Annotated in this window: 11 protein-coding genes; all 11 read left to right on the top strand. The window is 60.3% G+C overall.

The window, feature by feature from the left end:
• Window positions 1-7 precede the first annotated feature (7 nt).
• Complete coding sequence (locus ACNUDN_RS16490) at window positions 8-1,525, top strand: flavin-containing monooxygenase (RefSeq protein ID WP_085149484.1); 1,518 nt, start codon at window positions 8-10, stop codon at window positions 1,523-1,525.
• On the top strand, window positions 1,522-2,487 hold the full coding sequence (locus tag ACNUDN_RS16485; RefSeq protein WP_085149488.1) for an alpha/beta hydrolase: 966 nt from the start codon (window positions 1,522-1,524) through the stop codon (window positions 2,485-2,487). Before ACNUDN_RS16490 ends, ACNUDN_RS16485 begins: the two co-directional genes overlap by 4 nt.
• A 61-nt stretch (window positions 2,488-2,548) precedes the next feature.
• Complete coding sequence (locus tag ACNUDN_RS16480; RefSeq protein ID WP_419122938.1) at window positions 2,549-4,111, top strand: flavin-containing monooxygenase; 1,563 nt, start codon at window positions 2,549-2,551, stop codon at window positions 4,109-4,111.
• Between the two features lie 101 nt (window positions 4,112-4,212).
• Entirely contained in the window at window positions 4,213-5,670 is a 1,458-nt protein-coding gene (locus ACNUDN_RS16475; protein ID WP_085149494.1) for a cytochrome P450, read from the top strand.
• Window positions 5,667-6,320: a transglutaminase-like domain-containing protein gene (locus ACNUDN_RS16470; RefSeq protein WP_085149497.1), complete on the top strand. Its 654-nt coding sequence runs from the start codon at window positions 5,667-5,669 to the stop codon at window positions 6,318-6,320. The genes ACNUDN_RS16475 and ACNUDN_RS16470 overlap by 4 nt, the downstream gene beginning before the upstream one ends.
• A gap of 26 nt (window positions 6,321-6,346) precedes the next feature.
• Entirely contained in the window at window positions 6,347-7,963 is a 1,617-nt protein-coding gene (locus tag ACNUDN_RS16465) for a fatty acid--CoA ligase (protein WP_110775401.1), read from the top strand.
• Between the two features lie 38 nt (window positions 7,964-8,001).
• Entirely contained in the window at window positions 8,002-9,147 is a 1,146-nt protein-coding gene (locus ACNUDN_RS16460) for an acyl-CoA dehydrogenase family protein (protein WP_085149503.1), read from the top strand.
• Window positions 9,148-9,193: 46 nt separating this feature from the next.
• Window positions 9,194-10,252, top strand: a complete 1,059-nt coding sequence (locus ACNUDN_RS16455; protein ID WP_085149506.1) for a BtrH N-terminal domain-containing protein — start codon at window positions 9,194-9,196, stop codon at window positions 10,250-10,252.
• 94 nt (window positions 10,253-10,346) lie between these two features.
• Window positions 10,347-10,757 (top strand): SCP2 sterol-binding domain-containing protein, encoded by a 411-nt coding sequence (locus tag ACNUDN_RS16450; RefSeq protein WP_083080110.1) that lies wholly within the window; start codon window positions 10,347-10,349, stop codon window positions 10,755-10,757.
• Window positions 10,758-10,903: 146 nt separating this feature from the next.
• Entirely contained in the window at window positions 10,904-12,010 is a 1,107-nt protein-coding gene (locus ACNUDN_RS16445; RefSeq protein ID WP_083080112.1) for an NDMA-dependent alcohol dehydrogenase, read from the top strand.
• Window positions 12,011-12,174: 164 nt separating this feature from the next.
• Window positions 12,175-13,374 (top strand): acyl-CoA dehydrogenase family protein, encoded by a 1,200-nt coding sequence (locus tag ACNUDN_RS16440; RefSeq protein ID WP_083080113.1) that lies wholly within the window; start codon window positions 12,175-12,177, stop codon window positions 13,372-13,374.
• The last annotated feature ends 49 nt before the right edge of the window (window positions 13,375-13,423 follow it).

Below are 13,423 nucleotides of genomic sequence, written 5' to 3'. Positions count from 1 at the left end.
CAAAGCAATGGATCGCAAGTCCGACCGTAATTACGAGATAATCATCATAGGAGCTGGATTTTCCGGCATCGGGTCTGGCATCAGCTTGATGAAGGCGGGATTTACCGACTTCTCGATGATTGATGACGCCGATGGCGTAGGTGGTACGTGGCACTGGAACACCTACCCGGGTATCGCTGTCGACATACCGTCGTACAGTTATCAATTCTCATACGAAATGCGGCCCTCTTGGTCGCGCACGTACGCCCACGGCAATGAGCTCAAAGCCTATGCCGAGCGGTGTGTTGAAAAGTATGGGCTCCGGGACCATATTCGTTTCAACACAACCATTACCGAGGCTTGTTTCGACGAGAACGCAACACGGTGGCGTTTGACCAGCGCCAATGGTGAGGAGTTCACGGCACGCTTCGTGATAAATTGCTCCGGCGTTCTCAGTCGGCCAAAGTGGCCTGAAATCAAGGGGGTGCGAGATTTCGCCGGCGTTACACTCCACACGGCGAGATGGGACGATACCAAAGATCTCAGCGGGAAGAGGGTCGCAGTAATCGGTACCGGTGCGTCGGCGGTGCAACTGATACCCGAAGTCGCAAAGAAAGCAGAGAGTCTGACGGTCTTTCAGCGAACTCCAATTTATTGTCTGCCGAAGCCAGACTTCCCCATACCGACGTGGGGTGGAAGGCTTCTACGTTTCCTGCCGGGGGCGCAATTGGCGACCCGGGCCGCGAGCCAGGCGTTCGTGGAAATCACTTTCCCAATCGCCGCTCACTTTCATACGGTGATGCCGTTCGCCGATGTCATGGAGAGCGCCGCAAAGCGGTACATGCGGCGTGAGGTCCATGACCCGACGACGAGAGAACAACTCATTCCGCGCTACTCGTTGGGCTGTAAACGACCCAGCTTCCACAATTCCTATCTCACAACGTACAACCGGTCCAACGTATCGCTCGAGACGAGCGGCATAACCCATATCGACCATGCATCCGTCCATACTCGAGACGGCAAAGCTCATCCCATTGACGTCTTGATCCTGGCCACCGGCTTCAAAGTGATGGAGTCGGGCAACATGCCCACTTACGTGCTGAAAGGACGCGGCGGGCTGGAGCAGGCTACATGGTGGGACGAGCACCGACTGCAGGCCTTCGAAGGGGTGAGCGTCCCGGGATTCCCGAATCATTTCAACATCTTCGGCCCGTACGGCTACAACGGTTCCTCGTACTTCACGCTCATCGAGGCGCAGAGTCGGCACATCGTCCGGTGTCTCCGCCGCGCGCGGGCGCTGGGTGCTAACTGCGTGGAGGTCAAGAAGGAGGCGAACGACCGTTATTTCGCCGAAGTGCTACGGCGGCGTCACAGGCAGGTTTTCTGGCAGCCGAGCTGTTCCAATGCCAACAGCTACTACTTCGACAAGCACGGTGACGTTCCACTCCGTCCATCAACGACTCTGGAGACCTATTGGCGGAGCCGCACCTTTCGCCTCTCGGACTACCGATTCGAGAATCGGCCCGGGGAGGTGTGTCCCCAATGACCAGAATGGATGCCCCTGACTGGCAGCCCAGTCTTGCCAGTCATCTCGTCGCGATGTCCTCGCGAACTACGCTGCGGCCACTGGCGCAGCTGATGCCATCAAACGCCTACGGACTTGCGGTGATGGATCGCGCGCTACGAACAGCGCTCGTCGCATCGCGGCCCCGGCGCGGCGTCACAGTGCGCAAGGTTGACACGGTATTCGCCGGAGGCCCGGTTCGTGGGGACTGGATCACCACACCTGTCATTAATCCGCATGCCAACCCATTGCTCTATATACACGGTGGCGCATATTCAATGTGCTCTCCGGATACGCACCGCGGTCTTCTCGGCGAACTCGCCTCTGCAAGCGGACGCCCAATCTTCGCCGTCAAGTACCGACTTGCGCCACGATATCCCTATCCCGCGGCCGCGGACGATGCACTGAACGCGTATCGCTGGCTTACCAGCGGAGGGTCCCCGGGTTCTTGCCAGCGCACCGTCGCGGTTGCCGGAGATTCGGCGGGCGGTCAGCTCACGATGGCCACGGCCTTGGGCGCACGTGCGGCTGGATTGCCGCTCCCTGATGCGATGCTGCTGATGTCTCCCGTCCTGGATCTCAGGTGCGAACTCGCCAGGGCGCGTGAACTTCGCCGCCGGGATCCTTTTGCCTCCGCTCAATCAGCGGCGCGCGCTCTTGACCTCTACGTAGGGGGTGCAGATCGCGACGATCCGCGCCTCAGTGTCCTTGACGCGGACCTGACCGCGATGCCGTCGATCCTCATTCAGGTGGGCGGGAGGGAAATGTTGATCGATGACTCGCGGCGTCTCGCCGAGCGACTTCAATCGGCTGGATGCCACGTCGAGATCCAGATATATCGGGGACAGATCCATGTATTCCAGGCTATGTTCCGGATCCTTCCCGAAGCCCGCGACGCGATTCATCGAGCGGGACGCTTCCTTGAAGCCTCGGGAGTCAGGTGAAAGTGTTCGAACAGGCGATGCCCCTGCAGTCCCGCAGCGTCAAGTCAGCCTTCTCTGTCTCATGAGCAGCGACTTCGCGACAGCCCGTCGCGCGTACGATCCGTCGATCGTGATCATCGGGGCCGGCTTTGCTGGGGTTGCGATGGCTCACCGGCTGATGAAGGACGGTTTCACGAACTTCGTCATACTGGAGAAGGATGCAGACATCGGGGGTGTTTGGCGTGACAACACCTACCCGGGAGCGGCCTGTGACGTGCCGTCTGCGTTGTACTCGCTCTCCTACCAGCCCAATGCCCGCTGGTCACGGCGATATGCCGAGCAACCCGAGATACTCGAGTACCTCCAACGACTCGTGAAGAGTGGCGGACTGGACGCACATCTACGCACAGAGACCGAAGTTGTCGACCTGAGCTTCGATGAGCAGTTCGGGCGTTGGACCCTGGCTACGAACTCGAACGAGACAATAACCTGCGATGTCGTCGTGTCGGCTGTGGGTCAGCTCTCCTTGCCCTACATACCCGATATTGCCGACGCAGACTCCTTCCAGGGGCCGCGCTTTCATTCGGCACGTTGGGACCGATCGGTGTCGCTTCGCGGCAAGCGAGTCGCCGTCATCGGCACAGGAGCAAGTGCCATCCAATTCGTGCCACACATCGCCCGGGAGGCGGAGCATGTCACGCTGTACCAGCGTACGGCTCCGTGGATTCTCCCGAAATGGGACAGCACATATCGAGGCCGTCACCACAGGGTGAGCGAATTATTGCCGATGGCGCTGCGCCTCGAGCGTTTCGCGGTATGGCTCATTTTCGAGTTGCTCGCTGTGACGCTAGTCGACGCGAAGCCCCTCTCACGGGTCCTCGGTGTGATCGCGCGCCACCACCTACATCGGCAGGTCGCCAGCCGCTCTCTGCGCGAGCAATTAACGCCTTCCGACGCGCCAGGGTGCAAGCGAGTGCTGTTCTCGAATGACTACTATCCAGCAGTCGCGAGTGATCGCGTGTCGTTGGTGCCGAACGCGATTGCAAAACTCTGCGACAAGGGTGTCACGACCGAGGACGGCGAATTTCGTCCTACAGATGTCGTGATCTACGGAACCGGGTTTCGCGCCACCGATTTCCTCGCCCCGATGTCCGTGCGCGGCTCCCACGGAGTCTCCTTGGCCGAGGTGTGGAAGGCCCAGGCGTACGCATATCTGGGCATCGCTGTCCCCATGTTCCCGAACCTGTTCCTGCTTTATGGTCCTAACACGAATGTGGGCTCGGGGTCGATCCTCTACATGATCGAGTCACAAGTTCGTCACATCGCAACGCTCATCAAGGTCGTGGCTGCCCATCCAGGTCATGCGATCGATGTGAAGTCAGAGATTGCGCAGCGTTACAACACGCGCTTGAAACGGCGACTAGGGAGGTCGGTGTGGGCGCTCTGTGCGAGCTGGTATCGGACCTCGAGTGGGGAAATCCCGACGAACTGGCCGGGCCCTACCTTCATCTACCGACTCCTCACCCGTAATCCGCGAAGCAGCGATTACGTCTTGAGAAAGGTTGGGCCCCTAGCGGTAAAAGGCAGTTCCGAATGGAAGCTGTTGCGTCGCCGCAGCGCTCAGGGCCCCGAGGCGCAAACTTGACCACTTAGATCGAGATTGTCCAGATCTTGACATTAATCGAACACTTGTAAAGACTAGTGGCAACGCCTGTCAGAGCGGCCAAGTGTCCAGGAGGAGCAACCATGACGAATCATCTTCTCGCGCCTGCGCGCCACACGAAGGAGCGGTTGTCCTCTGTGATCATGGTTCCCGCGCCTGACGCCGTCGACGACAGATGGCGTCGATGGAGCCGTGGTTGGCCGGTTCGTGAACTGTCACCAGTACCCGCGGGAAGTGGGTTGAAAGCTATCCGGGGGGACGCGGGACTGCCCTTGGTGGGTCACACACTCGACTACATCCGATTCGGCTCGGATTTCAGTCGGGAGCGTTACGACCGTCTGGGTTCGGTGTCGTGGATGGGCGCGTTCGGCACCAAGATGGTGGTCATCGCCGGCCCGGACGCTACTCGCGAGGCATTCACGAGCGAATCCAAGGCATTCTCTCAGGACGGCTGGTCCTTCCTGATCGACGCCTTCTTCCATCGCGGTTTGATGCTCATGAGCTTCGACGAGCACCTGATGCACCGGCGCATCATGCAAGAGGCGTTTACGCGTCCCCGCCTGACCGGATATGTCGAACAGGTGACCCCACGCGTTCGCACGGCAGTGCCCGCGTGGCCGGTGGGTCCGTCGGTTCGCATCTACCCACTGCTGAAGGAACTCACCCTCGACATAGCCACTGACGTCTTCATGGGCGGCCGCGGTAAGGACGAGAGCGATGCTGTCAACAAGGCGTTCGTCGCCACGGTCCGGGCGGCGAGTTCCCTTGTGCGTGTTCCCCTTCCGGGAACCAGATTCCGCGCTGGTGTGCGAGGCCGGCGCGTCTTGGAGGACTACTTCTTCCGGCATCTGCCGGCCGCGCGAGCCGGCGAGACGAACGATCTGTTCGCTGCTCTATGTCAAGCCACCACCGAGGACGGGGAGCGGTTTTCCGACGAGGACGTGGTGAATCACATGATCTTCCTGATGATGGCGGCCCACGACACATCGACGATCACCACCACTGCGGTTGCCTATTTCCTTGCCAAGTATCCGGAGTGGCAGGAGGCAGCGGCTGCGGAAGCCGAGGCCGTCGGTGACGGGTTGCCAGACATCGAAGCCCTGGAGAAGATGACGGTTATCGACCTTGTGCTCAAGGAAGCGCTCAGACTGCTTGCACCTGTTCCGCTGGTGATGCGCAAGACGGTTCGAGATGTCGCCATCGACGGATATCACATCCCCGCGAACACGTTGTGCGCCATAACGCCCGCCGTGAATCACTTCGATCGGAAGATCTGGAGTGATCCGGACCGGTTCGATCCCTCACGTTTTGGCGAGCCTCGGCGTGAGGACCAACACCACCGATTCGCCTGGGTACCGTTCGGTGGTGGAGCGCACAAGTGCATTGGCATGCAGTTCGGGACCCTCGAGGTCAAAGCAATCCTGCACAGGATGCTGCGTTCGTTCACCTGGACGGTTCCGCAGAACTACCACATCCGGTGGGACAACACCTCGCTGCCCATTCCGGTGGACGGACTTCCGTTGGAGATGAAGCGCCGATGACCTTTGGCCACAGGCGCTACCTCGATCCCACGGAGTTCCTTGACTGGCAACACGATTCGGTGCGTGACTTCACATCATCGGCCATCCGTGGTGCCTGCGGCGACACCGAGAAGGCGATGGCCATCTTCACCGCGGTCCGTGACTCCATTTGGTACGACCCGTACACGGTGACCGACAACCCGCACGCCTATCGCGCCAGCACCGTCGCAACCGCAGAACGAGCCTACTGCATCCCGAAGGCCGTGCTCCTGACTGCAGCGTGCCGAGCGGCGGGAATCCCGGCGCGGCTGGGGTTCGCCGATGTCCGAAACCACTTCCAGACCAAGACATTGCGCGAGCGTATGGGTGGTACCGACGTTTTCGTCTATCACGGTTACAGTCTCATGCTTCTCAACGGTGCATGGGTCAAGGCGACCCCGGCGTTCAATCGGGAGTTGTGCGCACGGTTCGGTGTCTCGCCCATCGACTTCGACGGGCGTAGCGACGCGCTGCTGCACGGGTTCACCGGGGACGGCACCCAGCACATGGAATATCTCCGTGACCGTGGAGCCTACGACGATCTACCCCTAGCGGACATCGTGCAGGCTTTGAGAACGCACTACGGAACATTCATCGACCAGCCGAACAGCCGTCCCGACCTCTTCGCCTGAAAGGGCCCTTCACCATGCAAAGCACCATGCAAAATGTTCCTCTCACGGTGTCGGCGATTGTGCAGCATGCGGCAGCCATACACGGTGACAGCGAGGTCATCACTCCGACCGGAGATGGGTATCGCAGAACGCCCTACCGTAGTCTGCTGGCGCGAGTGGCTCGCCTTGCCAATGCGCTGCGCAGCCTTGGCATCACGGCAGACCAACGCGTGGCCACCTTCCAGTGGAGCAACCAAGAGCATCTGGAGGCCTACTGTGCGATTCCGTCCATGGGAGCGGTCCTGCACACGCTCAACATTCGTTTGGCCCCGGAGCAACTCGCGTACATCGCCAACCACGCGTGCGATCAGATCGTCCTCGTCGACGCTTCGGTTGCCCCGTTGTTGGCGCGCGCGCTCCCAGCGATGGCGTCGGTGCACACCGTCATCGTTACCGGAGAGGGCGACCTTGCCCCGCTACAGGGATGCGGGAAGACGGTTCTGCGTTACGAGGAAGTGCTTGCCAGTCAGGAAGAGTCATTTGACTGGCCTGAGCTCGACGAGCTGTCGGCCGCGGCCATGTGTTACACGAGCGGCACCACCGGAGATCCCAAGGGCGTCGTCTACAGCCACCGTTCGACGTACCTTCACTCCCTGGCCGCCTGCACAGCTAACGCGTTGTCAGTCAGCGAGGCCGACCGTGTGCTGGCCATCGTCCCGATGTTTCACGCCAATGCCTGGGGGCTTATCTACGCCGCGTTGATGTCCGGCGCGGATTTGGTGCTTCCCGACCGGTTTCTCCAGGCCGAGCCGTTGGTGTCGATCATCGAAGACACCAGGCCGACCGTAGCCGGTGCAGTGCCGACGATCTGGAACGATGTCGACCGATATCTGGATTCGCACCCTGGGCGGGACATTTCTTCGCTACGGCTGGTGGCGTGCGGGGGATCTGCTGTTCCGCTTTCCTTGATGCGGGCGTTCGAAGAGAAGTACAACGTGCCCATTGTGCAGGCATGGGGGATGACCGAAACCTCTCCGCTGGCGACCGTTGCACGTCCGGCTCGCGGAGCCGACACGCGACGATGGGAGATGCGCGCATCCCAGGGCCGGCCGATCTGCGGTGTCGAAATCCGGTTGCGGGACGACGACGGGAAACCCGTGCCGTGGGACGGTCGGTCAGTTGGGGAAATTCAGGCGCGCGGCCCTTGGATCACCGGTTCTTATTTCGGAGACAACGATACGGAGAAGTTCGACGACGGATGGTTGCGTACCGGTGATGTGGGCAGGATCGACGCCGAGGGCTATCTGACCCTGACCGACCGCTCGAAAGACGTCATCAAGTCAGGTGGCGAATGGATCTCCTCGGTCGAGCTGGAGAACGCGCTGATCGGGCACCCTGCCGTGTACGAAGCGGCGGTGGTCGGCGTCGCGGACGATAGGTGGCAGGAACGGCCGTTGGCGCTTGTCGTCATCCACCCAGGAACCGACGTTGACATTGACCAACTCCGATCGTTCCTTTCGGGCAAAGTCGCCAAATGGTGGGTTCCTGAGCGATGGAGCTTCGTGTCCGATATTCCGCGGACGAGCGTCGGAAAGTACGACAAAAAGGCCATCCGTGCGCGCCACGCTGCCGGCGAATACCTCATCAAAATCGAAACGCAATAACGTCGAATCCCTGGAATTTCAACAGTCGGAAGGTAATCATGTCGTCCCCAATCTCTCCCTGGATGAATGCAGAATTACTCGAGCTTCGTGATCTCGCTTCGAAGTTCTTCTCGGCCGAATTGGCGCCGCATGCGCAACGCTTTGCCGACCAGCACCACGTCGACCGAGAACTGTGGAACCGAGCGGGCGAGCTGGGATTGCTCTGCATGTCCGTACCCGAGGAATACGGCGGAGGGGGCGGAACTTTCGCGCACGAAGCGGTCGTGCTCGAAGAGCAGGCCCGCATCGGTGACAGCTCATGGGGTGCGGGACTGCACAGCGGAATCGTCGCCCACTATATCCTGCATTACGCGACTGAAGAGCTGCGCGCGCAGTGGCTTCCCAAGATGGCGTCCGGTGAAATGATCGGGGCGATAGCCATGACGGAACCGGGGACTGGGTCCGATCTGCAGAGCGTCAAGACAAAAGCCATCCTGGACGGTGACGAGTACGTAGTCACCGGCTCCAAGACTTTCATCACCAACGGCCAACAGGCCGACCTCATCATCGTTGTTGCCAAGACAGATCCGAGCCAGGGCGCTGCGGGCATCTCTTTGATCGCCGTCGAGGCTGACCGGCCCGGATTCCGGCGGGGCAAGGTTCTCGACAAGATCGGCCAACGCGGCCAGGACACCTCCGAGTTGTTCTTCGACGACGTGAGAGTTCCGCGCTCGCATCTACTGGGCCAGGCTGAGGGACAGGGCTTCATTCAGCTGATGACGCAGCTGCCACAAGAGCGACTCATCGTCGCGGTGGGAGCTGTCGCATCGATGGAACTCGCCCTGGAGCAGACGCTCAAATACACGCGTGAGCGGGAGGCGTTTGGTCGGCCCGTCTTCGGCTTCCAGAACACCAAATTCACCTTGGCGGAAGCTGCGACTGAAACGCGCATCGCGCGAGTATTCCTCGACTACTGCATCGACCTGCACCTTGCGGGTCAACTCGACGTGCAGACCGTCGCCATGGCGAAGTGGTGGACCACGGAGCGAGCGATGAAGGTGCTCGATGACTGTATGCAGCTTCACGGCGGATATGGCTACATGACCGAGTACCCCATCTCCAGATTGTGGGTGGATCAGCGCGTGCAAAAAATTTATGCCGGCACGAACGAGGTGATGAAGGAAATCATCTCGCGTTCCCTATGACTCAGATAAGTTGCCGTCTGCACGTTAGTCACTTGGAGGAGGATTGATGGCATCGATAGTGGTGCCGTATCGCCACGACATGGGCGGCCATTGCGGATCGGGCGCTCTTCGGGATTTGACCGAATGGGCGGGGGTCCGTTGGGGTGGACACACCCCGGACGAAGGTACCGTGTTTGCGCTCGGCGGGGCCCTCGACTTCTCGTATGTTCGCTCGGCGCACCTAAATCCACCGATCTACCTCGTTGGACGCAGCGCGGACCTCGAAGACGAATACTTGACCCGGTTGGGTGCGCGCTTCGAGTGCCGCTCGACAGACGACCCCGATCTCGGTTGGAAATGGGTGACCGAACAGATCGATGCCGGTACCCCGGTCATGGTGTGGACTGACATCGCCGAATTGCCCTATCTGAGAACGCGTCTGAGTATGAGCCGACACGATGTCGTGATCGTCGGGTACGACGACGACGAGGAACTCGCGTTCGTAGTCGATAACGATCGCGATGTACCTCAAGCCGTGCCTTATGAGAATTTGCGAAAGGCACGCGCATCGACGGGATTTCCCGTCCCCACGCGGCACACCACCTACGTGGTCGAGTGGCCCAGCGCGGCACCAGATCTCGGCAATGCTGCCCGGTCGGCCTTCCGTAGGTCTGCGGACGCGATGCAGGGTTCGTTTGTGAGCGCGCCGATTACCGAGGGCTCCGATTGTGAATCTCAGGCGCGTGGATTATCAGGTGTGTCGACGTTTGTGGAGGACCTCAAGGGGTGGCCGGAGATCTTTGACGACGACACCCTCGACGGTGCCTTGTTTGCGCTGAGCGCCTTCATCGAAAAGGCCGGAACCGGAGGCGGTCTTTTCCGAGATCTGCAGGCACGCGGATGTCGGCGCGTCGCTGAAGAGTTGGGTTTCGAACCTGCGTTCCGAGCAGCGGAGGCTGCGAAGACCGCATCTAAGCTGTGGACCGCTGTCGCGCGAACGGCTTACGAACGCGGTGCACATCCGCGCCGGCGAGCGAGTGGCGCGGCCTGTCTCGCTGCGCAGTTGCCGCAAGCCGAACGTCGACTCGCGCAGGCGCTGAGGGAGGCAGGAAATCTACTCCTATGAATGCAGGTTACCTGCGGTGGAAATCAAACTGGGTGCGACCCAACGGAATTTTTCTTGAGTGCTTGGACTGCGTCAACCAGAATGGAGATTCACGATGGCTGTCTTCGCTGATGCGGAAGAGGTTTACCGCTACCTCGCCGGAATCTTTCGACGAGGGTTGGAGAACGAAGACCTTGCGAACAGACTTGCCGGGTCCGGGGTGGTGTTGCGGATTCATTACACCGATCCAGATGCGGTAGTAACCGTGGATATGCCGAAGAGGGTGATAGAGACCGGCGCGGACAGCGGCGTTACACCGAATGTCGAATTGTTCATGTCCGCGGATACCGGTAACAGGTTCTGGTTGGGGAAGGTGAACTTGACCATGGCGATGGCCAAAGGAACGGTACGAGCGAAAGGTCCTGTCACGAAACTGATCAAGCTAATTCCGCAGGCGAAAAACCTTTTTCCAGAATATCGGGCAATCCTCGAAGCCGACAAGCGTCACGACCTGCTCGATGTGTGATGCCAGTCCGGTACGAGCCCGGGTGCGGGCGAGTGGTCGCCGCGGCCTACGGCGACATGTCGGGAGACATACAGGACGAGTTCTTGTGACCGTGCGCAGTCGGGATAACTACTTCAGAAGCGTCATTAGATAGAAGGGACTTCAGCATGAAGACACGTGCCGCTGTTTTGTGGGGCTTGGAGCAGAAGTGGGAGGTCGAAGAAGTCGAGTTGGATCCGCCAGGTCCCGGGGAGGTCCTCGTGCGGCTGGCGGCCACCGGCTTGTGTCATTCCGACGAACATCTGGTCACCGGCGACCTCCCGATCCCATTGCCGGTAGTAGGGGGCCATGAGGGTGCTGGCACAGTCGCGGAGTGCGGCGAAGGGGTTGAGGATCTGTCCGAAGGTGATCCTGTCATCTTGACCTTCCTCCCCTCGTGTGGGCGCTGCTCCTACTGCGCGCGCGGCATGGGCAATCTCTGTGATCTGGGAGCGGCGCTGATGATGGGACCGCAGGTCGACGGCACCTATCGCTTTCACGCACGAGGCGAGGACGTCGGGCAGATGTGTTTGCTCGGAACGTTTTCCGAGTACACAGTGGTGCCGCAGGCATCCGTGGTCAAGATTGACGGCGGAATCCCTCTCGATCGGGCAGCGTTGATCGGTTGCGGCGTCACGACCGGCTACGGATCTGCGGTGCGGACTGGGGAGGTGCGCGCCGGGGACACCGTCGTGGTAGTGGGAGCAGGCGGAATCGGAATGAATGCGATTCAGGGCGCGCGAATCGCGGGGGCGCTGGCAATTGTGGCGGTCGATCCGGTGGAGTTCAAACGAGAGCAAGCGAGCGGGTTCGGCGCGACGCATACCGCCGCCTCGATGGATGAAGCTTGGTCGCTAGTCAGCGATATGACGCTGGGCAAGCTGGCCGATGTCTGCATCCTCACCACTGATGTGGCTGAGGCCTCTTATACCGCCGAAGCGCTGGCCTTGGTCGGAAAGCGCGGACGCGTCGTGGTTACGGCCATCGGGCATCCCGACGAGTCGTCGATCTCAGGGTCACTGCTGGAGATGACGCTTTACGAAAAGCAGATTCGTGGCGCCTTATATGGCTCATCTAATGCGCCACACGATATTCCGCGGCTGGTCGAGCTTTACTCGGCCGGGCGGTTGAAGCTCGACGAGTTGGTCACCCGCGAATACTCCCTCGACCAAATCAATGAGGGCTACCAGGATATGCGTTCAGGAAAAAACATCCGAGGGCTCGTCCGGTTCTGAAGAGAACCATGCTTCACTTCTCATGTTCACGTCCTTGCGCCGCTGCAGATTACACGCCGCCGGACCGCTTAGGCTGCTGCGCGTCGCGTCCTCCTTGCCCATCCTGAGGACGGCAAGCATCAGCCACCTTGTAATCAATCCATCAAATTCTCGCGGAGGCTGAGATGACGGACGCAGGCACGACCACGGCATGCGAGGATGGGGCAGCTCGTTTCGTTGTCGCCCCGAAGGTGTGGACTACGCCGGAGCGACGAGCGCTGAGTCAAATGGCGCGGTCTTTCGTCGAACGTGAAATCGCGCCGAAGCTAGCGGAATGGGAGCGGGTGGGTGAGATCCCGCGCGACCTGCACCTCAACGCTGCCGAGGTCGGGCTTCTCGGAATCGGGTTCCCGGAAGAAGTCGGCGGCAGCGGCGGCAACGCGATTGACTCTGCACTGGTCACTGAGGCCATCCTGGCCGCAGGTGGGTCCACTGGCGTCTGCGCCGCCTTGTTCACCCATGGCATTGCCCTTCCCCACATTGCCGCCAATGGCTCCGAAGTCCTGATTGAACGATATGTCCGTCCGACGCTCGCAGGAAAGATGATCGGCTCGCTGGGCGTTACCGAGCCTGGGGCAGGCTCAGATGTCGCGAATTTGCGCACACGCGCAGTGCGCGATGGCGACACCTACGTGGTCAACGGAGCAAAGACGTTCATCACCAGCGGAGTTCGGGCGGACTTCGTTACTACGGCGGTACGCACCGGCGGACCGGGTTACGGGGGAGTTTCATTGCTCGTGATCGACAAGAATTCGTCTGGATTTGAAGTGTCCCGCCGGTTGGACAAGATGGGGTGGCGATGTAGCGACACCGCCGAGTTGTCTTTCGTCGACGTTCGCGTACCGGCTGAGAACCTGGTGGGGGCAGAGAACAGCGGGTTTTTGCAGATCATGCAGCAATTTCAGGCTGAACGGCTCGGCATCGCTGTCCAGGCGTACGCGACGGCGGATAGGGCTCTCGATCTCGCCAAGAGTTGGGCGCGGGAGCGTGAAACGTTCGGTAGACCGTTGACGGGGCGCCAGGTCATTCGCCATAAGCTTGCCGAGATGGCTCGACAGGTCGACGTGGCGTGCACCTACACCCGTGCTGTCATGCAGAGGTGGCTAGCAGGGGAGGATGTCGTTGCCGAGGTGTCGATGGCCAAGAACACCGCTGTGTATGCGTGCGACTACGTGGTCAACGAGGCGGTTCAGATCTTCGGTGGGATGGGCTACATGCGTGAGTCTGAGATCGAGAGACACTATCGAGACTGCCGGATTCTCGGAATAGGCGGCGGCACCAACGAAATCATGAACGAGATCATCGCCAAGCGTATCGGACTCTAGTTACTTGATCTCAGTAAAGAAAGTTCTCACATCGCTGGCAGTGAGCGGT

The organism is Mycobacterium sp. smrl_JER01 (genome assembly GCF_048513595.2).
GTDB lineage: Bacteria > Actinomycetota > Actinomycetes > Mycobacteriales > Mycobacteriaceae > Mycobacterium.
The sequence above is the reverse complement of the archived record's forward strand: the minus strand, read 5'-3'. Positions and strand labels throughout refer to the sequence as shown.